This window comes from Bradyrhizobium sp. MI1.4 (genome assembly GCF_055811315.1).
The window spans coordinates 1-26,558 of sequence record NZ_JBVVPP010000076.1 but is presented as its reverse complement, the minus strand read 5'-3'; the positions used below and the strand labels follow the sequence as shown (position 1 = coordinate 26,558).

Below are 26,558 nucleotides of genomic sequence, written 5' to 3'. Positions count from 1 at the left end.
TCTCTACGCGACCACGTTAGGCAGTTTTGATGCCGGTTCGAAGGGCCGTTCCACACCATCACTTTTGATGAAGTTCAAGCGCCGGCTCGTGTTGGTTTCACAAAGGAATCAATATGATGCAGCGAGCCCTACGTCCGTCGGCTCTGGTCCCTCACGGGTTTGACGTGGAAAGCGCCTTTTGTGATGGCGCTACGACCGTGATCACCGTGCGTCCCACGAGCGGGACGAGTCTCTGTCCCGGATGCGGGACCAGTTCTGGGCGGATCCATAGCCGATATCAGCGGCGCCTAACCGATCTGCCGCTTGCGGGGCGGCAGGTTCGCTTGGTGGTCGTGGCGCGCCGCTTCCGCTGCGTTACTGCTCGCTGCGGTCGGCGTATTTTCACCGAGCGCTTCGATGACGGCGCTCTAGCACCGTGGGCGCGGCGAACGACCCGGCTCGATCTGATCGTCCATCACCTTGGCCTCGCCTTGGGTGGCCGCCCAGCGGCGAGTTTTGCCCGTCGACTTATGCTGCCCGTGAGCAACGACACGTTGCTTCGGGTGGTTAGAAGGCGCGGGTGTCCACCCTTTGCTGCGCCGAGCGTTATCGGCATCGACGATTGGGCCTGGCGGCGCAATCAGCGGTATGGAACTATCATCTGCGACCTCGAGCGGCGACGACCGATCACTCTCTTACCCGACAGAGAGCCAGCCACTGCGCAGGCCTGGCTCGCGGGGCAACCACAGATCGCTGTGGTCGCGCGCGACCGCGGCGGCGGTTACGCCCTTGCTGCGGCCAAGGCACTCCCGCACGCCACCCAGGTCGCCGACCGTTGGCACCTCATGGAGAACGCCAGCCACGCCTTCCTGGATGCGGTTCGCAAATCCATGCGCCAGGTCCGCATCGCGGTCGGCTCCGCCACCATAAATCCCAACTTATTGACCGCCGCCGAGCGCATTCAATATGAGGGTTATCTTCGGCGAGAAGACACCAACGCGACAATCCTCAAACAGGCTGAGACGGGCGTCTCCATAAAGGAGATCGTACGGCTCACCGGCCATAGCCGGGGCCTCATCCGCAGGGTATTGCGAGGTCAGCGATCCGACGTGTTCAGGGTGCGCGAGAGCTCGCTCGAGCACTACCTGCCATGGCTCGATGTTCAGTGGGCCGCTGGTCATTGTAATGGCGCCGACCTGTGGCGTTGCCTCAAGGCGCAGGGATTTAGAGGCTCGGTGCGAGTCGTTACCGAATGGGCGACACGCCGTCGGCGTGCCGAAATGCCCGATGCTCAGAGCCTGCAGCGCGTACCGTCCGCGAGAACTATCGCCCGCCTGATGACCAATGGCCGCGATACACTATCAAGGTCAGAGACCGTCACCATTGCGGCGATCGAGCAAGGCGTTCCTCTTCTGGTGGAAGCTCGAGAGATCATAGCCGCTTTCCATGCGATGATCCGCAAGAAGGCTCACATAGAGCTCGAACCATGGTTGGAACGGGCACGCGCAAGCCTCGTCATGTCTTTCGCCAACGGCGTCATCAAGGACAAGGCCGCCGTCAGCGCAGCGATCACAACGTCCTGGTCCAACGGACAGACCGAGGGCCAGATCACCAAGCTTAAACTGGTGAAGCGCCAAATGTACGGACGCGCCAAGCTCGACTTGCTGCAGGCTCGGCTAATCGGTGCCACATGACCAGTGCTGCACCAAAATTGCGTCAGAGCCAATATTGCAAGCCGAATGACAGTCAGCGGTGCCCGGCCGGGGAAATGGCATGTGACGACCGGTCCATCGTGCGCTGAATACCGCCGCTCGGCATCGTTTAAGGCCGCGTTCACCCGCGCGATCAAATCTGGTCCGCGAAAGGGTTTCTCGACGAAGTCGTTCGCACCCTGCTTGAGCGCCTGGACTGCCGTCGCGACGTCAGCCTTCCCTGAGATTATTAGCACAGGGGCAGCGCAGCCGTCGCGTCGCAGTTCCTTCAATACCTCTATGCCGGAACTTGCCGGCAATACCTGATCAAGCAGAATGCATCTAGGGGCACGCTGACGCACGAGGGTAAGTAAGGTTTGCACATCCGCGCAACAAATCACTTCGAACCCGGCGCTAGATAGGATAACCGAGATTGTTTGCCGTATACCGGCCTCGTCGTCGAGCACGAGGATGCGCCCGCCTGTCGGTAGGACAGGCGCGGTCATAGGTCTGCGCGTAAGAGCAATAGGGGACTAGCTTTGGCTCGGGGCACTGCGTCGGAGTTCCGTCATTCGCGGTTTCTTCCTTCGGAAATGCAGCTTGTGCAGGCCTTGAACTTCCGCCTAGTGAAAGCACGGTAGGCCTAATGCGAGCGGGTCGCTCGGCCAAACCGGCACTAAATCTCGGCTGTACCGGTCTGGTTGGGACCAGTTGCGCCAGTTCAGCATCGGAGCCGCTCCCCTAAGGGGTATCCCAGACAAGTCGTTCTGGCTTGATACCGAAGCGCTCCTCCGATCGTTCAACCGTCTTTGCTGCAAAACCCTGCTGCGCGAGAACGAGGCCGCTGAGGTTCTGCGTTTGAGCGAACGCACGCTCGAGCGTTGGCGCTCGCGTGGCGAAGGTCCCAAGGCCAAGAAGATCGGCGCGCGCCGCGTTGCCTACCCGCCCCCATCAAGGTTCGGAAGAAGCGGCCGAAGGCGCGGTTGAAGAAGCCTACGGCGGCGGCCCAAATGGCGGCTCGCCGAGAGCGCGCGCTCGGTCTGGCGGTCCTCGCCGTGCAGCGTCTCCGCCGCCCGTCCTATCTCGATTGAGCGGCCTCTTGGCAAGCTTGCAGGGTACTGTCGAGCAGCTGTCCGATCCCCAATCGGACGCCGCTACTAGGCTTGCTGCTTGGGTTTCCCTTGGCGCCGTCCGGCCATCGTCTGAGGACTTCGCCATGCTCCGCTTGATCTTGCTGGTGCTATTGCCGCAAATGGGCGGCCTTCTGATCATGGTCGGCCGACAGAGCGCGAGCTAGATAGCCGCTGAACGGAACCGCGTTCGCTTGAAATCTTGTTAACCGCCTACCGCCAGGATGCCGCTCCGAAATCGGAGGAGCACCATGTCTGATCTGGAACAAAAGATTCGCGAGCGCGCCTACCAGCTGTGGATTGAAAACGGCTGTGAGCACGGTAAAGCCGAGATGCATTGGCTCGCCGCTCAGCGCGAGGTTCTCGCGGCTGCACTCGGAGGCGTCGCTCGTGTATCCAATGCCGGGACTAGCAAGTTGAAGACCAAGGCGAGCGCTCCACGGAAAAAGCGGCGAGCTGCCTAGCGCGCATCGCGTCTTTTAGCGCGTCCGGTGCCGAACCAAAGAAAACGCGAACTCAGTTGGTCCGATGGTCGGACCTGGCCTTCTTGGGTGGAGCAACATCGCGCTACTGGCGGAGACCGACACATGACCCGAAAGTGGGTACACTCGAGATAGCAGTCGGCAACGAGGGCCCCCAGGCGCCGAAGCGGAAAATTTCATCGCATAGGCAACCGCTTTCCCGATTGGTCGCCTCACCATGGAGTTTAGCCGAAATCCCTAGGTGCCCGGGGGCACCGATGTATCCGCCCTTTCAGATCGCCATGAACTTAGGTCCCCGGGAAGTATAACGGGGTCGCCTTCAACTTGTTTGTTTCGGCTAAGCCCTAGGCCGATAAGTCCAGCCACGACCAGCGCGCTGCCGGCTACCATCAACCAATGCGGCAATTCCAACGCGAGCATCGCAGCCTCCACAGAAATGAGCTGCCGGAAGCGAGAGCCAGTTACCTTTTTCGACGTCGATTATCGTCCTCAGAATAAACTATGGCAAGTTCGCCCAGCCGCCGCGGAGGGAACGGAATTGTAGCCGCTATTGTTTAGCGGGCGCTCCGGGCTGTTCTGCTGGCGCCGTGGATTCAGGGGCTGGTGCGCTGCCCCTGAGATCTGAGGGCGCTGCACAATCGCCGGCCCAAATTTTCGTTCCCCTGACCATGCCGACGAGTTTGCATCCGAGTGGCGCCTGGCCATCATTCGAATGATGCTCGTCGAAATCGTCGAGGAGCTTGGGTACCGCGTTGTTGCGGAGGCGGGGCACGTGGACGAGGCACGGTCCCTTGCCGCAACCGGGGAATACGATCTGCCCATTCTCGACATAAATCTCCACGGCTTAAACGTGCAGCCAATCGCCGAAGCAATCGAGGCTCGCGGGCTGCCGTTCTTTTTCCTGAGCGGTTACGGGTCCGGCGGCGTCCCTGATCAATTCAAGGGCAGGCCAGTGCTGCGCAAGCCGTGCGAACTCGAAATGCTAAAGCGGACTATCGATGCGATCTTGTCCGAACAGGGAGCCTAGCCCCATTCGGCGGCGGGGCCGAACAGCTCGGCTCCGATCTCGCCTGGCTCGAACGGTGCGACAACATGCCGTCCGGCCGGCCGCGCAGCAGCCGCCCCAGATTGGTCTTGCGCATGCTCAGCGGCAGCTGCCGCAGATCCTCGCCGCCGAGCGCGAGGACGTCGAATGCGTAGAGCTGCACCTCGTCGTCGTGCTTGCGCGAATGCAGCGCGTTGAAGTCTGAGACGCCGGCTTGTCCAGCGCAGGCCGCCTCGCTATTGCCCGCGAAATAGCCAGAGCCTGCCAGAATTGGTTAATGGATTGTTAATCGGCATTCGGCAGCCTTGCGGTCGCGCTGCCGATTAGCCCCCAGCCACGGTGGCGCGAGCGATGGCCGGCGGCAGTGATGCCCGCCGGCCATTTCATGCTGTCTGCGTCGTCTAGGGCGAAGGTGGGACGCGTCCGGCAACCACGGACGCATCGCTGTGCGATTGTTCGTCATGCGCGACGCCCCCAACCCCTAAATGCGCGGCGGCGCCGGGCGCCGCGGTGGGTCGGGAAACCGAGTTGGCTGCTCCGAGCGCGGCGGCGCCGGCAATCGGCTGGTCTCTGGCACGCGACTACCGCGCGTCATCCACGCTGCCAGACGAGCGTAGCTGCGCCTAAGAGCCGGAACGAACCAATCAGATGCGCCCTCGTGATCCATGCCGCAAAACAGTATGCACGAACCATTTAGAAAAGATTGCCGGTTGTTCCCGATCCGTAACTAATCGTAAACCATGCGATGGCAACAAACGGCCATGGAAGCCGAACACCCGCTTGAAACGATAGGTCAAGACATCGGTCAGTTGGAAAGGCGCAGGCCGTCTTTCAATCAGCATCACCGGCAAATGCTTGATGCTCTTCGTAACCGCGATTGGGTGTCTTCTTCGAAACTTACCGATCACCCCGGAACAAAGCTCGTCCTTCTACGAAACGGATGGATGGAGCGACGCTTAACCGACAAAGGTGTCGAATATCGTTTGACCGAAGCCGGCCTGACAGAACTTAGCCGCCCTAGATAGGCGCAAACCGGTGGGAATCGACGAACGTGTCACAGGCCATGGAATTGATCGTCGCTAGCTACGTGAAGGTGCGGGACCGTCGCGCGCTGACGGATTTGCTGGCGCATCGGCGCAAGGTGCTGGCTGAATTGCAGGCGGTATCAGGCATCAACCCCGAAAACGCGGTCAGGGCGAATCAGGACGAACTGGCTGTGATCGAAGCGGGCCTCGAAGAACTTAAACCTCCGCCCGGTTCGGTGCCTGAGAACGAGTGGAGCTAGCGATGCGCGTTAACAAGATCAATTGGGAAAAAATCGGTCGGGTGACGGAGCCGGGTCGCTATGAGTGCTTTTTCGGATATCTCACCGTCACGCCTGACGACCTCGATGTCTGGATACGCTATCCGGACGCGACGTTTACTTTGATCACGCAAACGGCCGATGAGCAGTCAGTTGGCGAAGAATATCGTCTCGGCGCGTTCGACATCGGAAACTCCCGAACAGTGTGACGGCGCGCCGTCGTCTCCTGCGACATGACCTCGATGGGCGAGGTCTCCAGGAGGATCGCGATCGGCGCTACTTCGAGGATGGAATTGATGATGATCTGACATCTTCGTCGGAAGTGCGTCAGGCGCCGACTCCGAAGCACGGCGGTCAGCAGCAAGATCGTTAGCATAGTGGCGCTGACCATTTGAGACGGAGTAATGGGGTGGCTGTTACTCAATATTCTCGAAGGCCGCGTTGCTATCGAGGATGTTGGTCAAGCAGATAGAGCCACGATCGCGAGGCATACAACGAGATGAACTATGGAGATCTTTCGTCGATGAGCGCTTGTTCGCTGACGGAAGCATACCGAGAGGCCAGCGTGTAGTTGAGGGATTGTTGGCTTAGAAAAATTTCACAGTCGCGGGCAAGTCAGGCCAAGGAGGTTTTGGTCCAACGCCCTTTTGCCGATCCACAAGCCGCAGCCCGCAAGGTGATTGAGCGGTTCTTCGTTCATAGCGCGGCGCGGCTGTTGCGTGAGAGCAACGTCACAATTGTTCCGTTATGCGGAACATGTTTTTGGACTCCAATTGCTGACAGCAAGTCGCCACACTCGAGGCGCGCCGGGGCTGGTAATTTTATTCCGAAACCATTCTTCCCGGATGGCCGCTGCGCCAATGCAGCGGCCTTTGCGCGTGTTCGCGACAACCCAACAAAATCGAAGCTCCCTGCTTCACGCCAGCCGCCGTTGGGGCCGTTTTTTGCGCTGACTAGGGGAGCGCCGGCTCAAAATCTCACGCGAAACCCGAGCCGGAACCTCCATCGGGAGCATGGGGGCTGGAAAGAGAGCGGTGCCATTTTCGCATTTGGGGGACAACACCTAGACCTCGGATTCGGGTAGTTGTCCGGAGTCCATTTTCGGAACGGGGTGTTCTACTGTCGTAACATCGGCGAGATTTAAGAACGAATTTCTATTTTTGTCCGGGACGGCCGATGTGAGGTTTCGTTGAGCCTCGAGGGAGCAATGATTTCGGCGGGAGGATCTGTGAGCATCCAAGTCATCATGGCGGCTATGTTGGAGCGCGAGCTAACAGCGCGCGGCGTGCAATCATTGGGACATTCCGATTACATGGAGATCGTGGAAAATCTGATCGTTCGCTTGAAGGAGCTGGACCACGAATTAGCTGCGCGGAATAGCGAGCGAAGCTAGACGACGCTCACCACGCCCTTGCCGGCGTAAGTGACCTCAGAGACTCCGCCTATCTCTTCCGGAAGAATCGGGCCAAATCCGCCAATAGGCCGAAGCTGAACCGAAAGCCCGCTGGCGGTCGTGGTCGGTCGGCTTCCGAGGAAGCATTGCAGCGTGGGCAAGGGTCGCCGGCCGCGCCGCAGCCGCAGGCGTGTGGACCATCCCAAGAGCGGCCGGGGTGGGCTTCGCATACCCAGCCAGTGTCTTCGCAGGCGGCGCAGTTCATTGGTGAACCTTCGGAGCATCTGATCTTGGCCTCGGATGCACCCGCGCGTCGACCAAAACCTTGGGTTAGCTGATTGCAGCTTTCCCTTCCGCCGCGAAGCTCTGGACGATGACGGTAGAACATCTACATCTCGAAGAGTGGGCCTGGCGGCTCGCGACTGACGTGTATCGCCTTAACCTGTTCGCGCAGCTCACCGGGCGCACTGTGTCCAAGCGGTCGGCTGTAACCGAGGAAGAGCTCGCCGAAGCTATCCGTAACCGCTTCACTCAGTCGAACGAAGCCACTTATCGAGAAATGACAAAGCTGGCGACCGACGCTGCGCTCGAAGCCTACGATCGGATTGTGTCCCGGACCATTAAGCTGTCGCAAGCTCGGCGCGCGAACTGATCTTCGAGGCCGACGTGGATCCGGCACCGAGCGCGCCGGGAACAGGTCGTCAACGTTTCCTCCGCAAGTTGGCTGCGGCCGCCCAATGAGACGGCCTTTCCTCAAGGGCGGAGCCCGGGGAGGGTTCGCCCGAGCCCCTAGCATGCCGGAACAGAATCCTTCCCTCTGGGACCGCTCGGTATGCTGACAGACTTAAACCACGAGACGGCTTGAATGGCCTGTGCACTTCAACGTAACGGACGAACTTCCGCATTCGTTGGAATAATACAACGACCAGAGAAGAAGGTGAGATCACCTCATCCGCGTACTTATCAGTTCCATGGCTTACGAGCTTTCGCAAGTCGACACAGCGATGCACAGGGCATCTCGGCTCTAATCACCGGCAACAGGAATGGAACGGCGAAATTCGCTCGGTGACATCCCGTAGGCTTTCTTGAACCGCCTTCCAAAATGGGTCATGTCGGAGAACCCCCAACCGTAGGCGATCTCGCTAATCATCCGATGTGCTTGAATGGGATCTTCTAAGGCGGACCGACAGCGCGCTAGCCGCCTAGCCTGGATCAGTCGCATAATGGAGGTGTCTTGCTCGGCAAGCACTGCGTTTGCATATCGGACGCTTACTCCAGCAGCGCAAGCAATAGAAGCTGCATCGAGATCGGGGTTCGCCAATCTCGCTTCTATGGCCGCCCTCACTGTAGACAGCACGAGCGCTTTACACTCAGAAACACGGACCTTGGCAACAAGCGACTGCATGGTCTTGGCGAGTGAAATGGCTACCAAGTCCAGCGCATGATTTGCGACAACGTCGCTCATGACAGAGAAGTCCGTGTTTGCTGCAAGGGAGGGAAGCATCGCTGACACCGATGATGTGAGGGTATGCTCTCCGACTGGCCTTATTAAGCGAGCCGTTGCATCCCTGGCTCTTCCGAGGCGTGCTTCTAGGTCCCGACGTCCAGCTTTAAGGACAAGCGTCTTCGAGTCCGTTCCAAATGTTGCCTGGTAAGGCATTGTGGGGTCTACGAGTGTCACATCACCGGCTTCGAGGCGCGCAGTACGGCCATCCTGTTCGATTAAGACAGCTCCTCTTGTCTGGCGGCAGATGAAAACGTCGTCGGATTCCAAGCGCGCAACCTGGAGCGCCGTATGCAGGACCTGCATCGGCGAGTTCTGAAATAGGACCAGACCTATGCTGCCGATTGATCCCGCTTCTATCTCGGCTTCAAATCCAGATCGAGATTTCGGTCGGGAAGTGTGATCGACAAGGTTTTTGCATGCCACCGAATGCCAGCAGTCGAATCGGTCACGCGGATGCACATGGCGAGTCGAAAAGATGGTCTTCAAGTTGTCCCCTGCGAAAAAAGCCGAGTATCCGTGCTTGGTAAGCCGATCAGGGCAAGCGCATTACTCATATGATCAGCCCCAGTGTTTCTCCGTTTGTCTGGCTTGTCACCATCAAAAAGAGCGAGGTGAGGCTGGAACTGATCCGTCTACTGCGCGCATCGGTTGACAGTGCCTCGGCTGCGAAGCGGCTCGTGATCGACGCATCCGACGTTGGTGCCGACCTAATTCGAAGAGTAACCGCGCCAGAGCGAGCCGTTCGGCGATGCGGTCGGGCTGGAGAAACGGCATCCTCAATGGTCGCCGACTACCAGTCGTAGCCTTTCTTGCCTCCAACAATAACTCGAGCCGAAATGAACGCTGACTCCGAGCACTCAATAGATGAACTTCTATCGAACTCATGGGACAAAAAAATCGCCGATGATTTAGCTGACGAGCTAATAATCTCCAGCGGCGAGCATCGGCGTACCTTGCCTGAAATGCGCCGATTCTTAGCCGTGAAGGGCTATCGCGAACTGCTCCAGATGGCCCAAACCGCCCGACAAGGCAAGACTGCATATGAAGCCTTGAGATCAGTGGCCCATGCCATGCGTGAGTACGCGCTTGCAAGGCCGGGTCTGTCGGCAGCAACGTTTCGGAGCCCGACGACGGATAGTCCCGAATGGCGTGAAGCTCACGAGCAACTTCGCCGGTTCATGATCAGCCTTTTTGCAGAATGCGGATTGAGTGGTCGCGCTGCAGATGAGGCACTGCACATCCTAAGAAGTCTAGTGCGAGGTTTCGTCATCCATGAAGTGATGGACTCGTTCTTGATTACCTATTCTTACACCGAAACTTACGAGAGGGCAGTAGACGTGTTCATTTGTGGTCTTCCAGCACTCAATAAAGCGTCAAGCGGATGAGGCCGCTTCCGATGTTGGCCTTGGGAAAACCGACTGGTCCTCTGGAGCCGCTCTGATCATGGACGATTATGCAATGCTTAAGGCCGAAATCCAGCGCTGCCAGAGTCAATTGTTTGATCTCAACGCCGAGATCGATTTCATTCTTGCGAAAAGCCTATCCACTTGGCCGCGCTGGAGAACGTCATGCGGCGCTTGCGGCACGCGGTGGACGTCTGGAAGCTTTGGCAGGCGCGATCATAAAGGGACGTGGCAGTCAAGAAAGGCAGCGAGCGATTGCGCATGCCCCCCGACGAAATCAACAACAGGAGTTTTCCAATTTCGGCTGCCCAAGAACGGTTACCCATCTGTTGACCGATTTCATATTACGAAACGAAAACGATCTGAGTGCCGGCAATGACAAAAGAAACGGAACTGGAGGGACGTCGCGTGACCTTCGAGCATGCGCTACCCGCCCATATGATGGCGATCGACGGTACTTGGCGCCGTGCGTGTATCATCAAGGATGTGTCAGAGGCGGGCGCGACACTCCAAGTTGATACTTCAATCGAAGGGTTGGCACTCTCGGAGTTCTTTTTGCTGCTTTCCTCGACCGGGTTGGCCTATCGCCGGTGTCAGCTCGATCGAGTGAACGGCGAACAAATCTCAGTCATTTTCCTGCGGCACAAGGCGAAAGGGTCCAAAAAGCCGGGACCGCATGCGCCTGTCTGATGGTGTATTTTTAGCTCGAGGCGGAACTTTCCTCCACTGTGCACGAGCGGTTCAGGGTGTGGTCGCAGACGTGTTGAACGAGTGCGGCTTCGAGCCGGCCACAGCGCGAACCGGCGAGGAAGCCGTCACTCTGCTGAGGGGTCGTCAGGCTCGGTATAGCGCCCTCATCGCCGACATCAACTTGCTGGGCCGGTTCAATGGTTGGGAGGTCGCGCGCGCGGCCCGTGAAGTCGATCCAAAGTTTCCTGGCGCCGCTGCAGACGAGCGGCCCATCCTGGGTGTTCCGAATAGCGTCCTTCTTCGGAAGCCATTCGCGCCCGCGCAAATCGTGACAGCCGTGTCACAGCTATTGAATGTCGGCTCAACGCCGATGTCCGGCAACTGAGTTGCCTGCGGTGGGCAGCCAAGCATCGATAATTTTGGTCGAAGATGAGCTGCCGCTTGAGCTCAGCCATGATCGCATCAACAATATCGTCGTAGGCCATCGCGGCGTGAAGATCTGTGTTTACGACAACGAAGCTCAACCTATTCGTTCCATCATAGGTGATGTCTCCTCGCGCTAAGTAGTCCACCCAAAGACAAAGCGATGATTTCCCGATCCCTCGCTCTCCTTCGATGATAAAATGCTGGGGATTGGCCTATCGAGTTCGTAATAGGGATTGCTCGACCAGTTCTATTTCTTCGATGCGGCCGACAAACATTCCCGGCGATATGACGCTTCCTGGGCGAAATGGATTTAGTTTGGGCATGCTGGCACCGTCTAAAAGTGATTCGAAGAGAAGAGCTTGGCATTACTAGACCGCAGATCGGCCCCTGGGGTGTAGATTGTCCCGTAATTCACAGCGCCCTCTCGGTCGTATCTCCGTCTGGCTTGGCGTAGGTCATCGCGCGCCCTCCTCGTATCGCCGTCACTGACTGCAACGCTCGACGCCTCCCGCTAGACAGTGGTTGCAAAACTAGCAACCCTATGCCGCGCCATCTCGGCGCCGGTGGCATCAACCACGATCACGAGCGATATCCCGAGCGACACGGGCGCCGTATTGGACAGCTACTTCAGCTGAGCGAAATAGCGCCCCCACATCGTCGGCCTGTGTCTCGCCCTTGTGGAAAATCGGGAAGTAGTAACGTCGCATAAGCCGCGGCCCTCGTCCTTTAGCCGCGATCATGCCCCCATGTCAGGACGGCCCGTACCTGTCAAAAACGACAGGGTCGTGCGCCAGCGGCGCTAGCGAGCGACCCGCGGTTACCGTGATCGTTGTGAAATAACACGGCGACATTTCGAATTTTGCCAGCCGGTGAAGTTCAACGGCGGCATGGTTGCGCACTACGCGCCATGTTGTTAGATCGCGCTCCTAACAAATTCATGGAGTCACCGAGTGGCCAAAAAGGCGAAGAAAACTGTTCGTCGCGAGTGGACATCCGCTGATCTGCGAGCACTTAAAAAGCACTCAAAGGATCGCACTCCCGTTGCGAAGATTGCAAAGCAGATGAAGCGCACTGAGGGCGCGCTTCGTCAGAAGGCGCTCGTCTTGGGATTTGGTTTAAGCCATCAGCGGTAATTGGAGGCCCGGTCAGGTAAACGGACCACCAACCGATAAGCTCACCCCTTACGCTGAATTTGCGCGCCCGCACCTTCGGCTGGGATAAGAAACCATTTTCAACGACCATCATTTAATGGTTCCCACGCAAAAAAGTGCAACCTTTCGTCGGCCGCATTTGGTGATTGCGCGCTTGTGTAGGATAGGCGAGCTAAGCGCCATTCAGCGGTGCAGAGAATCCCTCGATCGCATTCATCTGCGAGCTTAAGAAGCAGGTCAGCGTCAGCCTTGTCGCCAGAAGCGAGGGCTAATCTCCGATATCGGTTGGCACGGGCGTTGCTCACGAATCCCGATCTCAACGCTATAGAACAAAGACATTGGTCCCAGTCCGTCCGCCGCTCGCGCGATTACCACCAGCAAAGCGGCAGCTTCATCCACGCAGCACCTACTTCGGCGGAGGCAAATCGCCTTGAAGGCATCGGCCCACTTTGGAATGCATAGGATCTTCGCACGCGGCAAGGGTCGTAAGTACGTGATTACAGACGGCGCACTGGAACGTATGCAAGTCCACCTGGGCGTTCTAGCTCGATACCGACCAGCATCATCGAAGATTTGCACCTCGGACAGGCGGGGCGCTGCAATGCGATGGGTGCAAAGGTGGGCGGCAGGTGTTCAGATTGGGTCATGGGTGCTTCCCTCAAGGCGGGAGCCCAACACTCTCAGTCACCGGTAATGCCTCGGTGCGGATGCCGATGATGGAACGAGTATGCGCCGAATGGAGTCTTAATCGCGAGTCAATTCCCGGTGGTCCCGTTGGCGCTGATGAAGCCCTCAAGGGCGGCCCGCTTCATCGTCGCTGTCGACCGCGCGCAGGGCCAGCGCGTCGGCGAGCCAGCCAGACTTCCGGAGCGCTCGTTCGCTATCAGCCAACGTCCGGTAGCTCCGATCCATGCTTTCGAGGTGCTGGCGTGCGAATGCATCCTTTACCGTCTCCAGCGCGATCCGGCATCGCTCCGCCAGTTTGAGATATTCTTCTGGGGTCATCATTTGGAACGAGTGTGCACTATGGTACTTAGTGTCATTGGTACTTAGTGTCGCTCAACGGCGTGGTGATAGTAGTGGAACGTGACTTCAAGAACGAAGTTTTTTCGAGCTTTGATCCTAACCCGGCAAAGCCCTGCGGTGAGTGCGGCAGGAAGCCAAGATCGGTGTTGAGAATGCTAAACCCGCAAAACGGTAAAATAGTGCGCATGTTCAAGTGCGAATGCGGTGCACAAACCTGGACCGAGAACAAAGAGTAAGTCCTATCGGCGTAGTCGTTTATGACCAGCTTCGCCTCTTCCCTTACCACGCCGCCTGACGATCACAGCTGCCTGATCGCGGGAACCCGGAACCATCATTGTACGTTACGCGCGAGTTCTTTGCGCGGAGTATGACCATGGTGCCACGACGCAGAATCGTTCAATCCACTCCACTCGAAATGCGGCTTACCGAGGAAGCGAAGCGACTTCGCGAGAAAGCCAACGAACTTCCGCCGGGCGCAGCCCGCGAGGCACTGATCCGAAAAGCCCGACAAGCTGAAACTGGCTCGCACATGAGCGAGTGGCTGGCGTCTCCCGGCCTGCAAGCGCCTGAATAGGACCCGCCGGGCTCATGATACGTTAGGTCGTTATCACCGGCCAACGATCCAAGGCGCCGGTGACTGAGAGACGCGACCGCGCTCCCGCCTTTGAGCAGGGAGCGTCTCGTGTCGCAACCATTCAGCGAACAAACAGAAGAACTACTGTATCGCGCTCAAAGGGCGATCAAGGACGCTACTAAGACCCGTGAAACCACCCGGCTCTTGCTTGTCGAAGCCAAGGAGCGCCGGTATCGACCGCAGCACAACGTGTGCTTCGGACTGACTGCCGAACTCGCCCAGAGGCCCCAGCGCCTTAGCTGAGCTTCGTTCATTCACGGGTGCGTTACCTTGCCGGAGATCAATACGCGGTGACTGCGGCACCCGTGATGATCTCAGATGACCCGAGCTAAGCCGTCCAACGGCAAGCGGACCGACGCACCGAATCGTGGCAAGCGGTCGACCGCTACAGCCAGTTATAGGTCGCCTGCAGAACGTCGCCAATTGATCAAGCAGTACATCACCGACTGCCGGGCGATTACAGAAAGCTGCTGCGCAGATTGAACTGATAGCTGCGGTGCGCGATAGGCTCGCAACGTCCGTGGGCGGGAACGCTTTCGCACCGCCAGACTTCGGCGGCAGGTTGCCTCCAGGGGTCGCGGGCACTGAAGGCGCGGCCGAGCAATTTACATTTCGTCTGTAACCTATTGATTTCGATAGTGCTGTTGTGGCGGCATTTTACAGCTAAGTAGCTGAAAATTCTTGTGAAATATGAGACTCTTAATCAGCGGGTCCCAGGTTCGAGCCCTGGTGCGCCCACCAAATAAATCAAGACCTTAGCAAGAGAAACCGTTTGAGACCGACGGACTAAAACGGTTTTTCAAACGGTGATCTTGACGGCCAGCCGGCGAGTCCACTCTCGGCATTGTGATCTACTCTGTCCGTCTCGACGGAGGCCAAGGCGACTCGAAGGCCGTCCGGCAGAACCACTTCCTTGATGTTGTATGTAGATCAGAGCCGCCCGACATAGCCGGCATTTTTCCACTTCTGTTCAATTTCATCAGCGACGCATTGGGCAGCTGCGCAGCGCCTCCACCGAAATAGTGCTTGAAGTCGATGTGAACTCTTATGTTGTCTGGCCAATAAGCCGGTCATAGAGGAGAACCGATCCCGTCTCGAAGCGCCGATAGACCGATTTGTGCATCGGCGATTTTGATTCCGCCATTCGGAGGTTCGATCCCTCCCGCCGCGGCCAAGCAGTCACTCAATTATAGAGAGTGGGACCGTATTGGCTGAAAGTGCCGCATTTTACGGGATTTTTGTGCGGCTCTCTAAAGTCTCTGCTCCTCTGAAACCGGCAACCTTGGCGAGAAGTCGTCGAAAGTCTCCAGCCCAAACCGCAGAAATTACCTTTTTCCGTGGAGACGATTGGCAGAGACCGGTTCGATCACCACTGGACAGTGGGGGTGGCAGTGAATTTTGACGGTTTCAAACCGCTCGACGACTATTGGCTCTGCGATGGCGATAGCTATTCTGCAGAAGCGGAAAACGGAACTCGAAATTGCTAAACGGCTCTGTCGAACGATTGCTATCGCATGCGCGGCAGGGCTCACAGGGGACAGTGGTGATGCGACAGCGCGTTCGCTTTGAAAGCGAGTGCAACCACACCCTTTAAATTCATCACTTCTCTCTCCAGAGGCATACGTAGCCAAGCGCGCATTCACGCTTCGCAGTCGATAACCGCTCCGAGTGGGGGCAAGTGGGACGGTCGGTAAGGTTCATGAGCATACTGAACCAATCTCATTATATACTGTCGAGCCGCGGAAGCCCTTCCCACCAGCACCGATCGTGTCCCGTGGCGTGGTGTAGCTGGCGGCGGGTCACCGCGTTCGCCGGCTGGAGAGAGCCGGGCTGGTCAGCTGACGATAGCCGTGATGCTGACGCTCGGATCATCGCTCAACGGCGGGATGGTTTCCAGTGTCATGTAGCGGGCACGCTGGACGGCCCATTCATCATTCTGTTCGAGCAGGATCGCGCCGATGAGGCGAGTGATGGCGTCATCGTTGGGGAAGATGCCGACCACCTCGGTCCGCCGTTTGATCTCGCCGTTGAGACGCTCGATCGGGTTGGTCGAGTGCGGCTTGGTCCGATGCTGTGCGGAAAGGTCATGTAGGCGAGCACATCGGTCTCGGCCTCGTCGAGGAAGCCGACAAGTTTGGGCAGCTTGGGGCGGAGCTGGTCGGCGACCTTGCGCCACTGGGTTCGCGCGGCCTCGGCGTCGTCCTGGGCAAAGGCGGTGGCGATGAAGGCGGAGACGACGCGCCGCCCGCTCTTGCCGGCATGCGCCAGCGCGTTGCGCATGAAGTGGACGCGGCAACGCTGCCAGCTGGCATCGAGCACCTTGGCCACGGTGGGCTTGATGCCTTCGTGGGCGTCGGACACGACCAGCTTGACGCCGCGCAGGCCGCGGCGGGCGAGCTTGCGCAGGAACGCCGTCCAGAACGTCTCGGCCTCGGAAGGGCCGCTGTCCATGCCCAGGACCTCGCGTCGGCCGTCGCTATTGACGCCGACCGCGACGATCACCGCGACTGAGACGATGCGGCCATTCTGGCGCACCTTCACGTAGGTGGCGTCGATCCACAGATACGGCCAGTCGCCCTCGATCGGACGGGCGAGGAAGGCCTTCACCTTGTCATCGATCTCGCCGCACAGCCGGCTGACCTCGCTCTTGGAGATGCCGGTCATGCCCATGGCCTGGACGAGGTCGTCCACCGAGCGGGTCGAGACGCCCTGCACATAGGCTTCCTGAACCACGGCGGTGAGCGCCTTCTCGGCCAGGCGTCGCGGCTCCAGGAAGCCCGGGAAGTAGGAGCCCTCGCGCAGCTTGGGAATGTGCAGCTCAACCGCGCCGGCGCGGGTCTCCCAGATCCGGTCGCGGTAGCCGTTGCGCTGGGCCAGGCGTTCGGGGCTGTTCTCTTCGTAGGCCGCCCCGGTCTGGCCTTCCACTTCCAGCTCCATCAGGCGCTGGGCGGCAAAGCCGATCATCTCGCGCAGCAGATCGGCGTCGGGGGTCTTCTCTACGAGCGTGCGCAGGTTCATCATGTCTTCGGTCATCGGTGGTTCCTCGGTTGCGTTGGCGTGTCGCAACCCGATCCTACCGGAGAACTGCCGGTGACCACCGCAAAGCCGCCCGCCCGCTACGGCGCTATTTGAAGGCGCGCATCCGGGCGGCTTTGCTCTACCGAGCTACACCACCACCGGGGACACGACCCCAGCAACTAGTAAGTGCTGGCAATATTTCAGAATTATAAGTAGCGTCGCGGCAAGAAAAATCGCGATGGCCGCCCGGGCAACGCAAGTTAAAAATGGGGAGATTCAAATGCTTTTGCTGAAAGCCGCAGTTGCAGCCGGTCTAGTCATCACAGCTTTTACGGGCGCTGCGCTTGCGCAGAGCAAGCCGCCGGAAATCAAGATCGGTATCACCACTTTCCTGTCGGGACCGGCTTCCGTATTCGGCGTACCGGCAAAGGCCGCGGCCGAGATGATTGCAGAAGACCTCAACAAGAAGGGCGGAATCGGCGGTGTACCGGTAAAACTGTCTTTCATCGATGAAGGCGCCGGCGGCGAGGCATTGGTCTCGAACTACCGGCGCATGGTGCAAGACGAAAAGGTCGACGTGACTTTCGCCTCCATCTCCTCGGGCAGCTGCAATCAGCTTGTCCCGGTCGCCGAAGACCTCAAAGTCATGAACTTTATGTGGGATTGCGGTGCGGCTTCTATTCTGGAGACGAAGAAATATCGCTACAATTTCCGCACGCAGGCTAACGGCACGCCGGAGATGCTGGCGGTGCTCGTCTATCTCCTTAAGACAAAGCCCGACTTCAAGACCATCGCGGTCGTCAATCAGGACTACGCGTGGGGCCGCGAAAGCTGGGAGATCTTCTCCACCGCATTGAAGGCGCTGAAGCCCGACGTTCAGGTGTTGGCGGAGCTTTTTCCGAAGTTCGGTGCGCCGGACTATTCCACCGAAGTTTCGCGCTTACTGGCATTGCGGCCGGATGTCGTTCTAACCACCTCCTGGGGCGGCGATCTCGACACGCTGGTCCGTCAGGCCGGTCAACGCGGCCTGCTGCAACAGTCGACCTTCGTGTTGGGCATCGGCGAATCCTCGATCCAGCGACTGGGCAAGGATCTGCCGGAAGGCCTGATCGTCGGCGCGCGTGGCGATCATTGGTTCCTGCATCCTGAAAAGAAGAACGATCCGGCCTTCAAGGCGTTTGCCGAGGCATTCAAGGCAAAGACCGGCGCCTGGCCGATTTACCCCGTCTACCACATGGCGCAGGCTTTCACGGCGCTGCAAGCTGCCTATGACAAGGCGATCAAGGCCAATGGCGGCAACTGGCCGACACGGGAGCAGGTCGTAGACGCAACCTCCGGCACCGAGTTCGCGACCGGTTTCGGCCGGCCGATCACGCTGAGGCCCGAGGACAACCAAGGTCTGGAAGCGCAGCTCGTCGGCGTCACCAAGTCTTTCCCGGGCTATGACTTCAAACTGCTCGACAACATGATGATCTTTGATCCGAAGGTGATCACCAATCCGGCGGGCGTGCGCTCGGTCGAGTGGCTGAAGACGCTCAAGCCGGAATTCGTTAAAATGGACGTTCCGACCTTCAAGCAGTAGGCCAGATCATCGTCCTCCGGGCAAAAACCGCAGGACGGCTTTCCTGAAGGTCTCCATGAATTCGACTCTCGCCATATTGGCCGTCCTTGACGGGATCAGTTACGCCGCCTTGGTGTTCCTGGTTTCCGTCGGGCTGAGCCTGATTTTCGGTGTGCTTCGCGTGGTGAATGTCGCGCACGGGTCGCTTTATGCCTTTGGCGCCTATCTCGCCGCGACGTTGAGCCTCGTGATTGCGCAGGTGTCGCCGTGGCTTACCTATCCCGCATTGCTGGTTGCCTCCATCGTCATAGGGTTTGTGTGCGGCGGTTTCATCGAGCGCTTCCTGTTGCGGCCGCTTTACGGACGAGACGACGTGTTGCAGCTCCTGATCACCTTCGCGGCCTTCATGATCATGGACAATCTGCAGCGTCTGATCTGGGGCGTGCAGCCCATCTTCGCTGCTGAGCCCTTGAAGCTGTTGCCGAACATCAGCGTATTCGGCGTGAACTATACGTCCTACCAGGTCATCCTGCTTCCAGGCGTGGCAGTCGCGACGCTGTTCGGACTGCGTTACTTCTTGCGGAAAACTCTTGCGGGAGCCGTGATTCTAGCAGTAACCGAGGATCGGGAGGCGTCAACCGCCATCGGCATCGACGCCCAACGCGTCTACTCTATTACGTTCATCATCGGGGCGAGCCTGGCGGCGCTCGGCGGCGCGCTTGCTTCGCCGACCACGTCGCTGGTGCCCGGCATGGGCGCGGACATGATCGTGCTCTCGTTCGCGGTGGCAGCCACTGCGGGTCTGGGGCAGATCGAGGGCACCGCCCTTACGGCCCTTATGATCGGTTTGACCCGCGCCTTCGTCATCTATCTGCAGCCGGAGTTCGAAGTTCTCGTACCCTATCTGCTGATGGTACTGGTGCTTCTGGTGCGCCCGTTCGGACTGTTCGGTACGTTGCAGATGAGAAAAATCTGATGGCGGGCCGTATCAAGCCGATCACGGCAGTCGCAATCATCTTGTTTCTGGCCAGCGCGGTACTGCCGCTCTTCGTCGCGAGCTGGGCGACGTTATTCGCGCTCATCCTCGCCAAGGGCATCGTGGTGCTCGGCATCGTCCTGTTGCTGCAGGCGGGACAAGTATCGTTCGGACACGCGATGTTCTTCGCCACCGGCGCCTATACCGCGGCGTTCTGGGGCAAGTACATCGGCGGCGGCGATATCCTGATCTTTCTCGCGCTGGGAGGCATAACCTCTACCGTTTTTGGCCTGATCGTCGGCCTGTTCGTGGTTCGCTACAGGGAAATTTTCTTTGGAATGCTGAACCTGGCATTCTCCATGGTCTTGTGGTCGCTGCTCGAGAAAATGTTCCACTACACTAACGGCGCGGACGGCATCCGGGTCGCCCGTCCTGGCTTGTTTGGATTTTCGTTCACGCCGGAGACGTTCCAATACGTTATTCTCTACGTGAGCCTTTTGGTCGCGATTGCTGCCTTCTACGGCGTGCAACGCTATCTCGACAGCCCGCTCGGTCACATGTTGCGGGCAATGAAATCTAACGAAACCAGGCTCGAATATCTTGGCATGTCGGCGCGGCGCGTGCTGCTCATCGGCTACGTGTTCTCCGCATTTCTCGGCGGCATAGGCGGCACTCTGGTATCGATCATTCAGCAGATCGCGACCCCCGAATTCGGCTTCTGGACCAAGTCCGGCGAGTTCGTGTTCATCGCGATCCTCGGTGGCAGCGCCCATGCTTTCGGTGCGTTTGCAGGCGCGGCGATGTTCGAATGCGTACGGTTCTATGCCGCGGCGCATCTGGCGGATTCTTGGCAGCTCATTCTCGGCGTCGTGCTGGTCGTCATCATTCTTTACGCGCCGAACGGCCTTATCGGCCTCCGCCAGCGCTACGGTCAATCCGGGCGGGGAGGGCATTAATGGCCAACGTCCTGCTTTCTGCCAAGAACATCAAGATCCGGTTCGGCGGCGTCATCGCCGCCGATGGCATCGACCTCGACGTCCTGGAAGGCGAAAACCTTGCCATCATCGGGCCGAACGGGGCCGGCAAGACGACGTTCCTCAATATCTCGACCGGTTATCTTCGGCCGCAAGCCGGCACCGTTACCTTTCTCGGCCACGACATCACCGCGCAGCTGCCACGTACGATCACCAGGCTCGGCATTGCCCGCGCCTTCCAGATACCACAGCTGTTCCTCGACCAGACCGTGATGGAGAACATGTTGATCGCGGCCGCCTCCCTGCGAGGCCGTCCGTCTGGTTTCCAGGCTCTTTCTCTCATGCCGGAAGTGCCGGAAATGAAGCGGCTGCTGGATCTCGTCGGTGTCAAATCGTATGCGGAACGAACGGCGCGCGAACTGCCCGAGGGGCAACGCAAGCTGGTCGATATTGCACTCGCGCTCGCGCTGAAGCCAAAGCTCCTCCTGATGGATGAGCCGACTTCGGGCGTCGCGTCATCAGAGAAACTCACCATCATGGACATTCTAACCACGGCGCTGGCAAAGGAGAAAGTCACCTCGGTCTTCGTCGAGCACGACATGGATATGGTGGAGCGCTATGCCAACCGCGTCGCCGTGTGGAATGTCGGCAAGATCCAGATGGTTGGGACGCCGGCTGAGGTTCTGGCGGACCCGAAGGTCCGGGAACAGGTGATCGGGATATGACACCGATGCTGAGTTTCGAGAATGTCAACGTCGCGATTGCTGACGCGCCTGTGTTGCGAAATGTGAGTTTCTCGCTGCTGCCGGGTGTGAGCGCAGCGCTTATCGGGCGAAACGGCGCCGGCAAGACCACGACCGTGCGCACTATCATGGGCTTCACAAAAGCGAGCGGCACCGTTCGTCTGGGCGGCGAAGATCTTGGAGCGATCGCGCCGCATCGCCGGCCGTCGCTGGGTCTTGGCTACGCGCCTGAGGACCGGCGTCTGTTTTCCGCCTTCACCGTCGAAGAAAATATTTTGCTTCCCGGTCGTGTCGCCAAGCTGAATCCGGACGAGACGCGGCGGCGGCTGGAGCGAGCATATTCGGTGCTGCCGGAACTCAAAGAGCTTGCCAAACGTCCGGCGGGATCGGTCTCGGGCGGCCAAGGCAAGATGGTGGCGCTTGGGAGGGCGCTTATGCTTGGTACCCGGCTGCTTATCCTGGATGAGCCATTTCAGGGTCTCGCGCCTGTGTTAGCGCAGCGATATGCGGAAGCACTCCGGCGGCTTCGTTTGCAGGATAAGGACATTACGCTGCTGATCACCGAGTCGAATCCAAAGCTGCTCGAAACCTTTGCCGACGTGACGCTCACCATTGAAAGAGGTGAGATCGAGGCCCGCCAAGCTAATTGAAGACGCGGTGGAGGAGCCGCCGGCCTAAGCAGACCTCGGCGGTTTACCGATTCAGCGTCCGCTCTGCCACGTGATCGTGGCACTCTGTTTCGACCGTTCCTCGTAATCGTCGCGATTCAGATCGTCCGTCGTTGGATTTCGGGCACGTCAGCTTAGTGCAGGTGTTTTAGTTTGTCCGCAGGGGCTGGCCGTCACATAGTCGCGGCCCGCTTCAGCCGCCCAGTTGAACAACCCCGAGGCGGCCTTGCGCATATGACGTGCGTTGCTGACGGAGGGCTTGCCGAACTTGCCCGCGACGATGTCATTCGAGAGTGTCGCGATGTCATGCTTCGTCACCCGGCGCTGACGCACCATGAATTCATGGAAATGGTCGAGATTATCCGCGCTCTCGGCAATTCGTATCGCCTGGCTGCACTGGAGCCAGGAAGCGGCTTTCTCTACGGACGCTTCACCTTCAATTTCTGCCGGGTCGTTGTGTCGTGTGTCGCGCGGTAGGCGGCACTTCGGTGGCGCCCGGGTGTCGAGCATCTACGGCAGCGACCGTTTGCTGTGCGTGCCCATTATGGTTCAACCCGTGCAGACCATCGTGCGAGGCCCATGAACTGCCTCACGCGAAGGATCGGATCAGATATCGCAGGTCTGGTTGGTGTGGGGAAAGACGGTAGCACCTTAGTGACTCGAACCCCCGACAGATCACCGCATAATCTAATACGCTTACCCTCGCAGGCCTCGGCTGCTCCGCCGCAAGTCCAAGATCCCACTGACGCGCCGAGCGCCGTTATCCCTCGCCGCCGCCGCAACGAAACGCAACGAATTGGGTGAAACTAGCGTGAACAAAACGGGACGGAAGCACCTGCCGATGAGAGAAAGATCAACAACTTAGAAGATGTTCACTGCGTCCGGGACGCAGGGGTCGCAGGTACAGAAGGCGCCGCCGAGCAATTTACATTTCGTCTGTAACCTGTTGATTTCGATAGTGCTGTTGTGACGGCGTTTTACAGCTAAGTAGCTGAAAGTTATTGTGAAAGATGAGACTCTTAACCTGCGGGTCCCAGGTTCGAGCCCTGGTGCGCCCGCCAAGCATAAGCCTTCTTCTTCAAGAACTAACGAGAAGGGTCGCCGAGAACAAAACGGGTCTCGTGCGACGTTTTGTTGTCGGAGGTTTTGCGGTCGGATTGCTGCGCGACTTTCCTTTGTTTCTGTCCCGTCGCCGCAGGGGACCGTTGCTGCAGAATCGGTTGGTATCGTCACAGGATGCTGCCCAACGGGCTAGATGACCCCGTCTTTGCGCATTCGTTCCAGCTCGGGCTCCTGGAGCCCGAGAAGATCACCGAGTATCTCTCGGTTTCGTGTCCCGATGGCTTCGCCAAGCCAAAGAATTTCTCCAAGGCGTCGCGGCCCCGTGCGCATTCGCTTGTTCGCCGGGGCAGGTGATCGGGGAGCGACGTCAAGGCGCTGCCGGGGGGCGTCGCCGCGGTCGATGTCGACGCGGCCACAGGGCCAACCGGGATCGTTACCCGCGAAGAGCTCCAGCGCGAGTCCGATCGCGCAGCCGGCATCGTCCGCAAGGCCGGGCCGCGCCCTGACAGTGCCTTGGGCGCGGCGGCGGACGTGGTCGAAACTGCAACCGGTATTCTACCTGCTAGCCGATCATTGAAGGCCAGCACTTGGTCGCGAAGCGATCATCTCGCCTCCGGCTTTGATGACGGCTGTCAGTGTCACGCATCTTGCGGCGCGGCTGCTCCGGCGGTCCGCCGCCGTGCCGGCAGGAAACACCCCGCAATCGCGCCGGCCAGTGACAGCGTCGCGGCGAGGCTCATCGCCGCGGCAAATCCGCTCTCGAAATGCGCGGCCGAATCGACCCCGCCATGCGCCGAGAAGTTCGCCACCAGCGCGGCGATACCGAACATGCCGCCGAGGAAGCGGCCCATGTTGAAGATGCCGGACGCCTTGCCCATTTCGGCCACCGCGACCGAGCTCAGGATGGCGTTCTGTGCTGCCGGCATCGCCATCGAGACGCCGACGCCGGCCAGCACCAGGGGCGCGACCAGGGCGGAGTAGGTAACCGCAGAGCTCACGAGCTCCGCGATCCAGCCAAGTCCGATCGCCTGCATCAGCAATCCCGTCACCACTAGCGGCCGCTCGCCGAACCTGTTGACGACCGCGCCGGCGATCGGGGCGGTGACGAACAGCGTCGCGGTCCAGGGCAGCAGGCGAAGTCCGGCGCCGAAGGCGTCGAAGCCCAGCGCGGTCTGGAGGAACTGCGGCAGCAGGAACAAGACGCCGTACATCGCGGCGTAGAACAGCACGCTGGCGGACATGCCGGAGGCAAGCGCCCGCGATGCAAACAGCCGCATCGGCACCATTGGCGCGGTCGCGCGCAATTCCCAGAGAACGAAGCCGGCTGTGAACACCAGGCCTGCCATCAGCGCGGCCATGATTTCGGCGCTCGCCCAACCCACGGCGTTGCCGCGCAACAGACTCCACACCCACGCCAGCGCCGCAAGCGCGACAAGCGCCAGTCCGGGGATGTCCAATGCGGCGGCCGGGCCGAAGCTTTCGCGCAAGCGTGCCAGTACCAGGGCGATCGCGATCAGGCCGATCGGCAGGTTGATCCAGAACACCCAGCGCCAGCCGAAATGTTCGGTAATGAAGCCGCCGATGGCGGGACCGATGATCAGCGCGCAGCCGGTGATGCTGGCGAAAATGCCGAGCGCGCGGGCGCGCTCCTCGCGGCCGAACGTGCCGCTCAGGATCGCCATTGCCAGCGGCATCACCAGCGCGGCGCCGGCGCCCTGCAGCGCGCGGGCGGCGATCAGAGCGGTGGCATTGCCTGCGAGCGCACAGGCCGCCGATGCAACGACGAACAGGGCGAGCCCGGCCGCGAACATCCGGCGGCGACCGAAGCGGTCGCCGAGTGCGGCGCCGGTCAGGAGCAGCACGGCAAAGGTCAGATTGAAGGCGTTGACGGTCCATTGCAGCGTCTCGACCGGGCTGCCGAATTCGGCGCGGATGGTCGCGAATGCTGTCGTGATGATCATGGCATCGAGCGCCATCATGAAGGATGCCAGCGCGGTGACGCCGAGCACCCAGTTCTGCGCGGCGCGATTGATCGGGGTCTGCATCGCCCTGTCTCCGTGTGTCGCGCCAGCCTGTCGCGGCGCGTTCTGCGGGCTAGACGAGGGCTGAGCGGCAAAGGATGCGCCCAATAATAATTTGTTCCGGGCCGCATCCTTCGCCTGCCGGCAAACGTCCTAGGGGTGATGCGGCCATTTGCCCGATTTTTGAGCGAACCAGGTCGCGACATCAGCAAGGAGCGCGCGATGAGAAGGACGTTGATCAGGTACAAGGCCAGGCCGGAGCTGGCCGAGCGGAATGCCGAGCTGGTTTCGGCCGTATTTGCCGAATTGAAGGCGGCCGGCCCGGACGGCGTGCGCTACCTGACGCTACGGCTGGAGGACGACACCTTCATCCATCTTGTCGAGGCCGCCGCCGAAAACGGCTCGAGCCCGATTCCGAAACTCAAGGCATTTCAGACGTTCCAGGACGGCATCCGCGACCGCTGCGCGGAGCCGCCGCTGGTTCGTGATGTGAGGATCGTCGGCAACTATCGTATGCTGGACGAGTCCTGAACAAGCGAAGCGGAGGAGCAATGGCGCCAGACCCGCTGGCCACCATCGATACCGAGGCCCTGCTGGCGCGGATGCGGCCGAAACTGCATCGCTACTGCGCCCGCATGGTCGGCTCGGTCATCGACGGTGAGGATGTGTTGCAGGATGCGCTGATCAAGGCGATGGAAGCGCTGCAATCGGTCACGCCCGTCAATACGGAGGGCTGGCTGTTTCGCATCGCGCACAACACCGCGCTGGATTTCCTGCGTCGCCGCAACCGGCAGGAGGCGCTGCACTCGGCTGAGGAGGTGGAGATGATTGCCGACCAGCTCGATGATGTGGAAAGCCGCCAGATCGCCGCGACCAGCCTTCGCACCTTCATGCGGCTGCCGGTGGCGCAGCGCTCCAGCGTGATCCTGATGGACGTGCTCGGCTGCTCGCTTGCCGAGGTCTGCGACATCATGGATTTCAGCCTGCCGGCGGTGAAGGCCGCGCTGCATCGCGGACGCACGCAGCTGCGGGAGTTCGCCGGAGAGCCCGACGATGTGCCGCAGCCGGGCCTGTCGGAAGCAGATCGCACGCGACTCAACGCCTATGTCGGCCATTTCAATGCCCGCGACTTCGACGCGATCCGCGCCATGATCGCCGACGACGTCAGGCTCGAGCTCGTCAACCGTACCAGGCTGAAAGGCAAGGCCGAGGTGTCGAACTATTTCGGCAATTATTCGAAGAACAGCGACTGGCACCTGGTGACGGGGCAGGTCGAGGGACGTCCCGCGATCCTCGTGTTCGATCCGAATAAGCCGGCCGGGCGGGCGAAATATTTCATGCTTCTCGACTGGTCCGCCGGCAAGCTCGCCACCATCAGGGATTTTCGTCACGCAGCCTATGTTATTGATGGTGCGGAGTGCGTGGTGGATAGAGGGTGAACTCGCCTTCTCCATCGGAGCAGGCGCGTCGCTTGACTAGAGGGCCGTGGCAGGTTGAATGGGAGGACTGCCCGTCGGGCAAAACACCCGCCATCCCGTCAACCCCTCTCCACAAATATATCCCGCTTTACCGAAATTCGGTTTTAGCGTATGTGTCGTCCATCCCGGCTCATCCTTGAGGGGCGATCTTGTGGTCGTCATGTTCGCGAGCCGGGCTTGCGGTGGACGCGGCAGCG

General features: G+C 59.6%; 25 protein-coding genes and 2 pseudogenes. 20 read left to right on the top strand and 7 right to left on the bottom strand.

Annotated features, from left to right (window positions below):
- The first annotated feature begins 116 nt into the window (after window positions 1–116).
- Window positions 117–1,673 carry an ISL3 family transposase gene (locus AC0L23_RS37775; RefSeq protein ID WP_473358237.1) on the top strand — a complete coding sequence of 519 codons (1,557 nt, stop codon included), beginning with the start codon at window positions 117–119 and terminating at the stop codon, window positions 1,671–1,673.
- A gap of 152 nt (window positions 1,674–1,825) precedes the next feature.
- Here AC0L23_RS37775 and AC0L23_RS37770 read toward each other — a convergent pair.
- A pseudogene (locus AC0L23_RS37770) lies at window positions 1,826–2,176 on the bottom strand (response regulator); the annotation flags it as partial.
- Window positions 2,177–2,381: 205 nt separating this feature from the next.
- Between AC0L23_RS37770 and AC0L23_RS37765 the strand changes: the two are divergent.
- The 8 genes from AC0L23_RS37765 (at window position 2,382) to AC0L23_RS37730 (ending at window position 7,675) form a co-directional block, all read left to right on the top strand.
- On the top strand, window positions 2,382–2,657 hold the full coding sequence (locus tag AC0L23_RS37765; protein ID WP_354208785.1) for a helix-turn-helix transcriptional regulator: 276 nt from the start codon (window positions 2,382–2,384) through the stop codon (window positions 2,655–2,657).
- A gap of 394 nt (window positions 2,658–3,051) precedes the next feature.
- Window positions 3,052–3,264 (top strand): DUF2934 domain-containing protein, encoded by a 213-nt coding sequence (locus AC0L23_RS37760; RefSeq protein WP_354208784.1) that lies wholly within the window; start codon window positions 3,052–3,054, stop codon window positions 3,262–3,264.
- Between the two features lie 730 nt (window positions 3,265–3,994).
- Entirely contained in the window at window positions 3,995–4,309 is a 315-nt protein-coding gene (locus AC0L23_RS37755; RefSeq protein ID WP_473358235.1) for a response regulator, read from the top strand.
- Window positions 4,310–4,364: 55 nt separating this feature from the next.
- The gene (locus tag AC0L23_RS37750; protein ID WP_473358234.1) at window positions 4,365–4,532 is read left to right on the top strand and encodes a hypothetical protein; all 168 of its coding nucleotides are present in this window, start codon (window positions 4,365–4,367) and stop codon (window positions 4,530–4,532) included.
- A gap of 858 nt (window positions 4,533–5,390) precedes the next feature.
- A complete protein-coding gene (locus AC0L23_RS37745; protein WP_473358233.1) occupies window positions 5,391–5,612 on the top strand; it encodes a hypothetical protein in 222 nt (73 codons plus the stop codon).
- 2 nt (window positions 5,613–5,614) lie between these two features.
- Window positions 5,615–5,839, top strand: coding sequence for a hypothetical protein (locus AC0L23_RS37740; RefSeq protein ID WP_473358232.1), 225 nt, complete (start codon window positions 5,615–5,617; stop codon window positions 5,837–5,839).
- A 1,019-nt stretch (window positions 5,840–6,858) separates the two neighbouring features.
- Window positions 6,859–7,023 (top strand): hypothetical protein, encoded by a 165-nt coding sequence (locus AC0L23_RS37735; RefSeq protein ID WP_473358231.1) that lies wholly within the window; start codon window positions 6,859–6,861, stop codon window positions 7,021–7,023.
- Window positions 7,024–7,396: 373 nt separating this feature from the next.
- Window positions 7,397–7,675 (top strand): hypothetical protein, encoded by a 279-nt coding sequence (locus AC0L23_RS37730; protein ID WP_473358230.1) that lies wholly within the window; start codon window positions 7,397–7,399, stop codon window positions 7,673–7,675.
- Between the two features lie 372 nt (window positions 7,676–8,047).
- Here the strand turns inward: AC0L23_RS37730 and AC0L23_RS37725 are convergent, their stop codons facing one another.
- Window positions 8,048–8,953 carry a helix-turn-helix domain-containing protein gene (locus AC0L23_RS37725; RefSeq protein ID WP_473358236.1) on the bottom strand — a complete coding sequence of 302 codons (906 nt, stop codon included), beginning with the start codon at window positions 8,951–8,953 and terminating at the stop codon, window positions 8,048–8,050.
- Window positions 8,954–9,366: 413 nt separating this feature from the next.
- Here AC0L23_RS37725 and AC0L23_RS37720 point away from each other — a divergent pair, with 413 nt between their 5' ends.
- The 3 genes from AC0L23_RS37720 (at window position 9,367) to AC0L23_RS37710 (ending at window position 11,186) form a co-directional block, all read left to right on the top strand.
- Window positions 9,367–9,915: a TetR-like C-terminal domain-containing protein gene (locus AC0L23_RS37720; protein WP_473358229.1), complete on the top strand. Its 549-nt coding sequence runs from the start codon at window positions 9,367–9,369 to the stop codon at window positions 9,913–9,915.
- A 393-nt stretch (window positions 9,916–10,308) separates the two neighbouring features.
- A complete protein-coding gene (locus tag AC0L23_RS37715) occupies window positions 10,309–10,623 on the top strand; it encodes a hypothetical protein (protein ID WP_473358228.1) in 315 nt (104 codons plus the stop codon).
- Window positions 10,624–10,976: 353 nt separating this feature from the next.
- A complete protein-coding gene (locus AC0L23_RS37710) occupies window positions 10,977–11,186 on the top strand; it encodes a hypothetical protein (RefSeq protein WP_473358227.1) in 210 nt (69 codons plus the stop codon).
- A gap of 432 nt (window positions 11,187–11,618) precedes the next feature.
- On the opposite strand, the gene AC0L23_RS37705 is transcribed toward AC0L23_RS37710, so the two are convergent.
- Window positions 11,619–11,756: a DUF6894 family protein gene (locus AC0L23_RS37705; protein ID WP_473358226.1), complete on the bottom strand. Its 138-nt coding sequence runs from the start codon at window positions 11,754–11,756 to the stop codon at window positions 11,619–11,621.
- Window positions 11,757–11,999: 243 nt separating this feature from the next.
- Between AC0L23_RS37705 and AC0L23_RS37700 the strand changes: the two genes are divergently transcribed.
- Complete coding sequence (locus tag AC0L23_RS37700; RefSeq protein WP_473358225.1) at window positions 12,000–12,182, top strand: hypothetical protein; 183 nt, start codon at window positions 12,000–12,002, stop codon at window positions 12,180–12,182.
- A gap of 810 nt (window positions 12,183–12,992) precedes the next feature.
- Here the strand turns inward: AC0L23_RS37700 and AC0L23_RS37695 are convergent.
- Both AC0L23_RS37695 and AC0L23_RS37690 read right to left on the bottom strand, forming a co-directional pair.
- Window positions 12,993–13,205 carry a hypothetical protein gene (locus tag AC0L23_RS37695; protein ID WP_473358224.1) on the bottom strand — a complete coding sequence of 71 codons (213 nt, stop codon included), beginning with the start codon at window positions 13,203–13,205 and terminating at the stop codon, window positions 12,993–12,995.
- 2,636 nt (window positions 13,206–15,841) lie between these two features.
- Window positions 15,842–16,878: pseudogene (locus tag AC0L23_RS37690) on the bottom strand (IS256 family transposase); the annotation flags it as partial.
- A 280-nt stretch (window positions 16,879–17,158) separates the two neighbouring features.
- Here AC0L23_RS37690 and AC0L23_RS37685 point away from each other — a divergent pair.
- The 5 genes from AC0L23_RS37685 to AC0L23_RS37665 are packed head-to-tail and all read left to right on the top strand — an operon-like array spanning window position 17,159 to window position 21,782.
- The gene (locus AC0L23_RS37685; RefSeq protein ID WP_018460419.1) at window positions 17,159–18,460 is read left to right on the top strand and encodes an ABC transporter substrate-binding protein; all 1,302 of its coding nucleotides are present in this window, start codon (window positions 17,159–17,161) and stop codon (window positions 18,458–18,460) included.
- A 55-nt stretch (window positions 18,461–18,515) separates the two neighbouring features.
- Entirely contained in the window at window positions 18,516–19,415 is a 900-nt protein-coding gene (locus AC0L23_RS37680) for a branched-chain amino acid ABC transporter permease (protein ID WP_085350545.1), read from the top strand.
- On the top strand, window positions 19,415–20,371 hold the full coding sequence (locus AC0L23_RS37675) for a branched-chain amino acid ABC transporter permease (RefSeq protein WP_085359164.1): 957 nt from the start codon (window positions 19,415–19,417) through the stop codon (window positions 20,369–20,371). The genes AC0L23_RS37680 and AC0L23_RS37675 overlap by 1 nt, the downstream gene beginning before the upstream one ends.
- Window positions 20,371–21,114 (top strand): ABC transporter ATP-binding protein, encoded by a 744-nt coding sequence (locus tag AC0L23_RS37670; protein ID WP_018460416.1) that lies wholly within the window; start codon window positions 20,371–20,373, stop codon window positions 21,112–21,114. Before AC0L23_RS37675 ends, AC0L23_RS37670 begins: the two co-directional genes overlap by 1 nt.
- A complete protein-coding gene (locus tag AC0L23_RS37665; protein WP_018460415.1) occupies window positions 21,111–21,782 on the top strand; it encodes an ABC transporter ATP-binding protein in 672 nt (223 codons plus the stop codon). The genes AC0L23_RS37670 and AC0L23_RS37665 overlap by 4 nt, the downstream gene beginning before the upstream one ends.
- A 147-nt stretch (window positions 21,783–21,929) precedes the next feature.
- Here AC0L23_RS37665 and AC0L23_RS37660 read toward each other — a convergent pair whose 3' ends face one another.
- Window positions 21,930–22,310 (bottom strand): hypothetical protein, encoded by a 381-nt coding sequence (locus AC0L23_RS37660; protein WP_456653689.1) that lies wholly within the window; start codon window positions 22,308–22,310, stop codon window positions 21,930–21,932.
- 1,190 nt (window positions 22,311–23,500) lie between these two features.
- Window positions 23,501–24,907, bottom strand: coding sequence for a DHA2 family efflux MFS transporter permease subunit (locus tag AC0L23_RS37655; protein ID WP_377829585.1), 1,407 nt, complete (start codon window positions 24,905–24,907; stop codon window positions 23,501–23,503).
- 198 nt (window positions 24,908–25,105) lie between these two features.
- Here AC0L23_RS37655 and AC0L23_RS37650 point away from each other — a divergent pair, with 198 nt between their 5' ends.
- Window positions 25,106–25,414, top strand: coding sequence for a hypothetical protein (locus AC0L23_RS37650; protein ID WP_377791638.1), 309 nt, complete (start codon window positions 25,106–25,108; stop codon window positions 25,412–25,414).
- 20 nt (window positions 25,415–25,434) lie between these two features.
- Window positions 25,435–26,322, top strand: coding sequence for a sigma-70 family RNA polymerase sigma factor (locus AC0L23_RS37645; RefSeq protein WP_018460410.1), 888 nt, complete (start codon window positions 25,435–25,437; stop codon window positions 26,320–26,322).
- Window positions 26,323–26,558: the final 236 nt, after the last annotated feature.

Excerpts from the sequence above, each read along its gene's own strand:
- AC0L23_RS37645 (WP_018460410.1), top strand. The coding sequence starts at position 25,435 with ATGGCGCCAGACCCGCTGGCCACCATCGATACCGAGGCCCTGCTGGCG.
- AC0L23_RS37715 (WP_473358228.1), top strand. The coding sequence starts at position 10,309 with ATGACAAAAGAAACGGAACTGGAGGGACGTCGCGTGACCTTCGAGCAT.
- AC0L23_RS37650 (WP_377791638.1), top strand. The coding sequence starts at position 25,106 with ATGAGAAGGACGTTGATCAGGTACAAGGCCAGGCCGGAGCTGGCCGAG.
- AC0L23_RS37730 (WP_473358230.1), top strand. The coding sequence starts at position 7,397 with ATGACGGTAGAACATCTACATCTCGAAGAGTGGGCCTGGCGGCTCGCG.
- AC0L23_RS37680 (WP_085350545.1), top strand. The coding sequence starts at position 18,516 with ATGAATTCGACTCTCGCCATATTGGCCGTCCTTGACGGGATCAGTTAC.
- AC0L23_RS37720 (WP_473358229.1), top strand. The coding sequence starts at position 9,367 with ATGAACGCTGACTCCGAGCACTCAATAGATGAACTTCTATCGAACTCA.
- AC0L23_RS37675 (WP_085359164.1), top strand. The coding sequence starts at position 19,415 with ATGGCGGGCCGTATCAAGCCGATCACGGCAGTCGCAATCATCTTGTTT.
- AC0L23_RS37705 (WP_473358226.1), bottom strand. The coding sequence starts at position 11,756 with ATGCGACGTTACTACTTCCCGATTTTCCACAAGGGCGAGACACAGGCC.
- AC0L23_RS37710 (WP_473358227.1), top strand. The coding sequence starts at position 10,977 with ATGTCGGCTCAACGCCGATGTCCGGCAACTGAGTTGCCTGCGGTGGGC.
- AC0L23_RS37755 (WP_473358235.1), top strand. The coding sequence starts at position 3,995 with ATGATGCTCGTCGAAATCGTCGAGGAGCTTGGGTACCGCGTTGTTGCG.
- AC0L23_RS37695 (WP_473358224.1), bottom strand. The coding sequence starts at position 13,205 with ATGACCCCAGAAGAATATCTCAAACTGGCGGAGCGATGCCGGATCGCG.
- AC0L23_RS37660 (WP_456653689.1), bottom strand. The coding sequence starts at position 22,310 with ATGCTCGACACCCGGGCGCCACCGAAGTGCCGCCTACCGCGCGACACA.
- AC0L23_RS37745 (WP_473358233.1), top strand. The coding sequence starts at position 5,391 with ATGGAATTGATCGTCGCTAGCTACGTGAAGGTGCGGGACCGTCGCGCG.
- AC0L23_RS37665 (WP_018460415.1), top strand. The coding sequence starts at position 21,111 with ATGACACCGATGCTGAGTTTCGAGAATGTCAACGTCGCGATTGCTGAC.
- AC0L23_RS37655 (WP_377829585.1), bottom strand. The coding sequence starts at position 24,907 with ATGCAGACCCCGATCAATCGCGCCGCGCAGAACTGGGTGCTCGGCGTC.
- AC0L23_RS37740 (WP_473358232.1), top strand. The coding sequence starts at position 5,615 with ATGCGCGTTAACAAGATCAATTGGGAAAAAATCGGTCGGGTGACGGAG.
- AC0L23_RS37670 (WP_018460416.1), top strand. The coding sequence starts at position 20,371 with ATGGCCAACGTCCTGCTTTCTGCCAAGAACATCAAGATCCGGTTCGGC.
- AC0L23_RS37685 (WP_018460419.1), top strand. The coding sequence starts at position 17,159 with ATGCTTTTGCTGAAAGCCGCAGTTGCAGCCGGTCTAGTCATCACAGCT.
- AC0L23_RS37760 (WP_354208784.1), top strand. The coding sequence starts at position 3,052 with ATGTCTGATCTGGAACAAAAGATTCGCGAGCGCGCCTACCAGCTGTGG.
- AC0L23_RS37775 (WP_473358237.1), top strand. The coding sequence starts at position 117 with ATGCAGCGAGCCCTACGTCCGTCGGCTCTGGTCCCTCACGGGTTTGAC.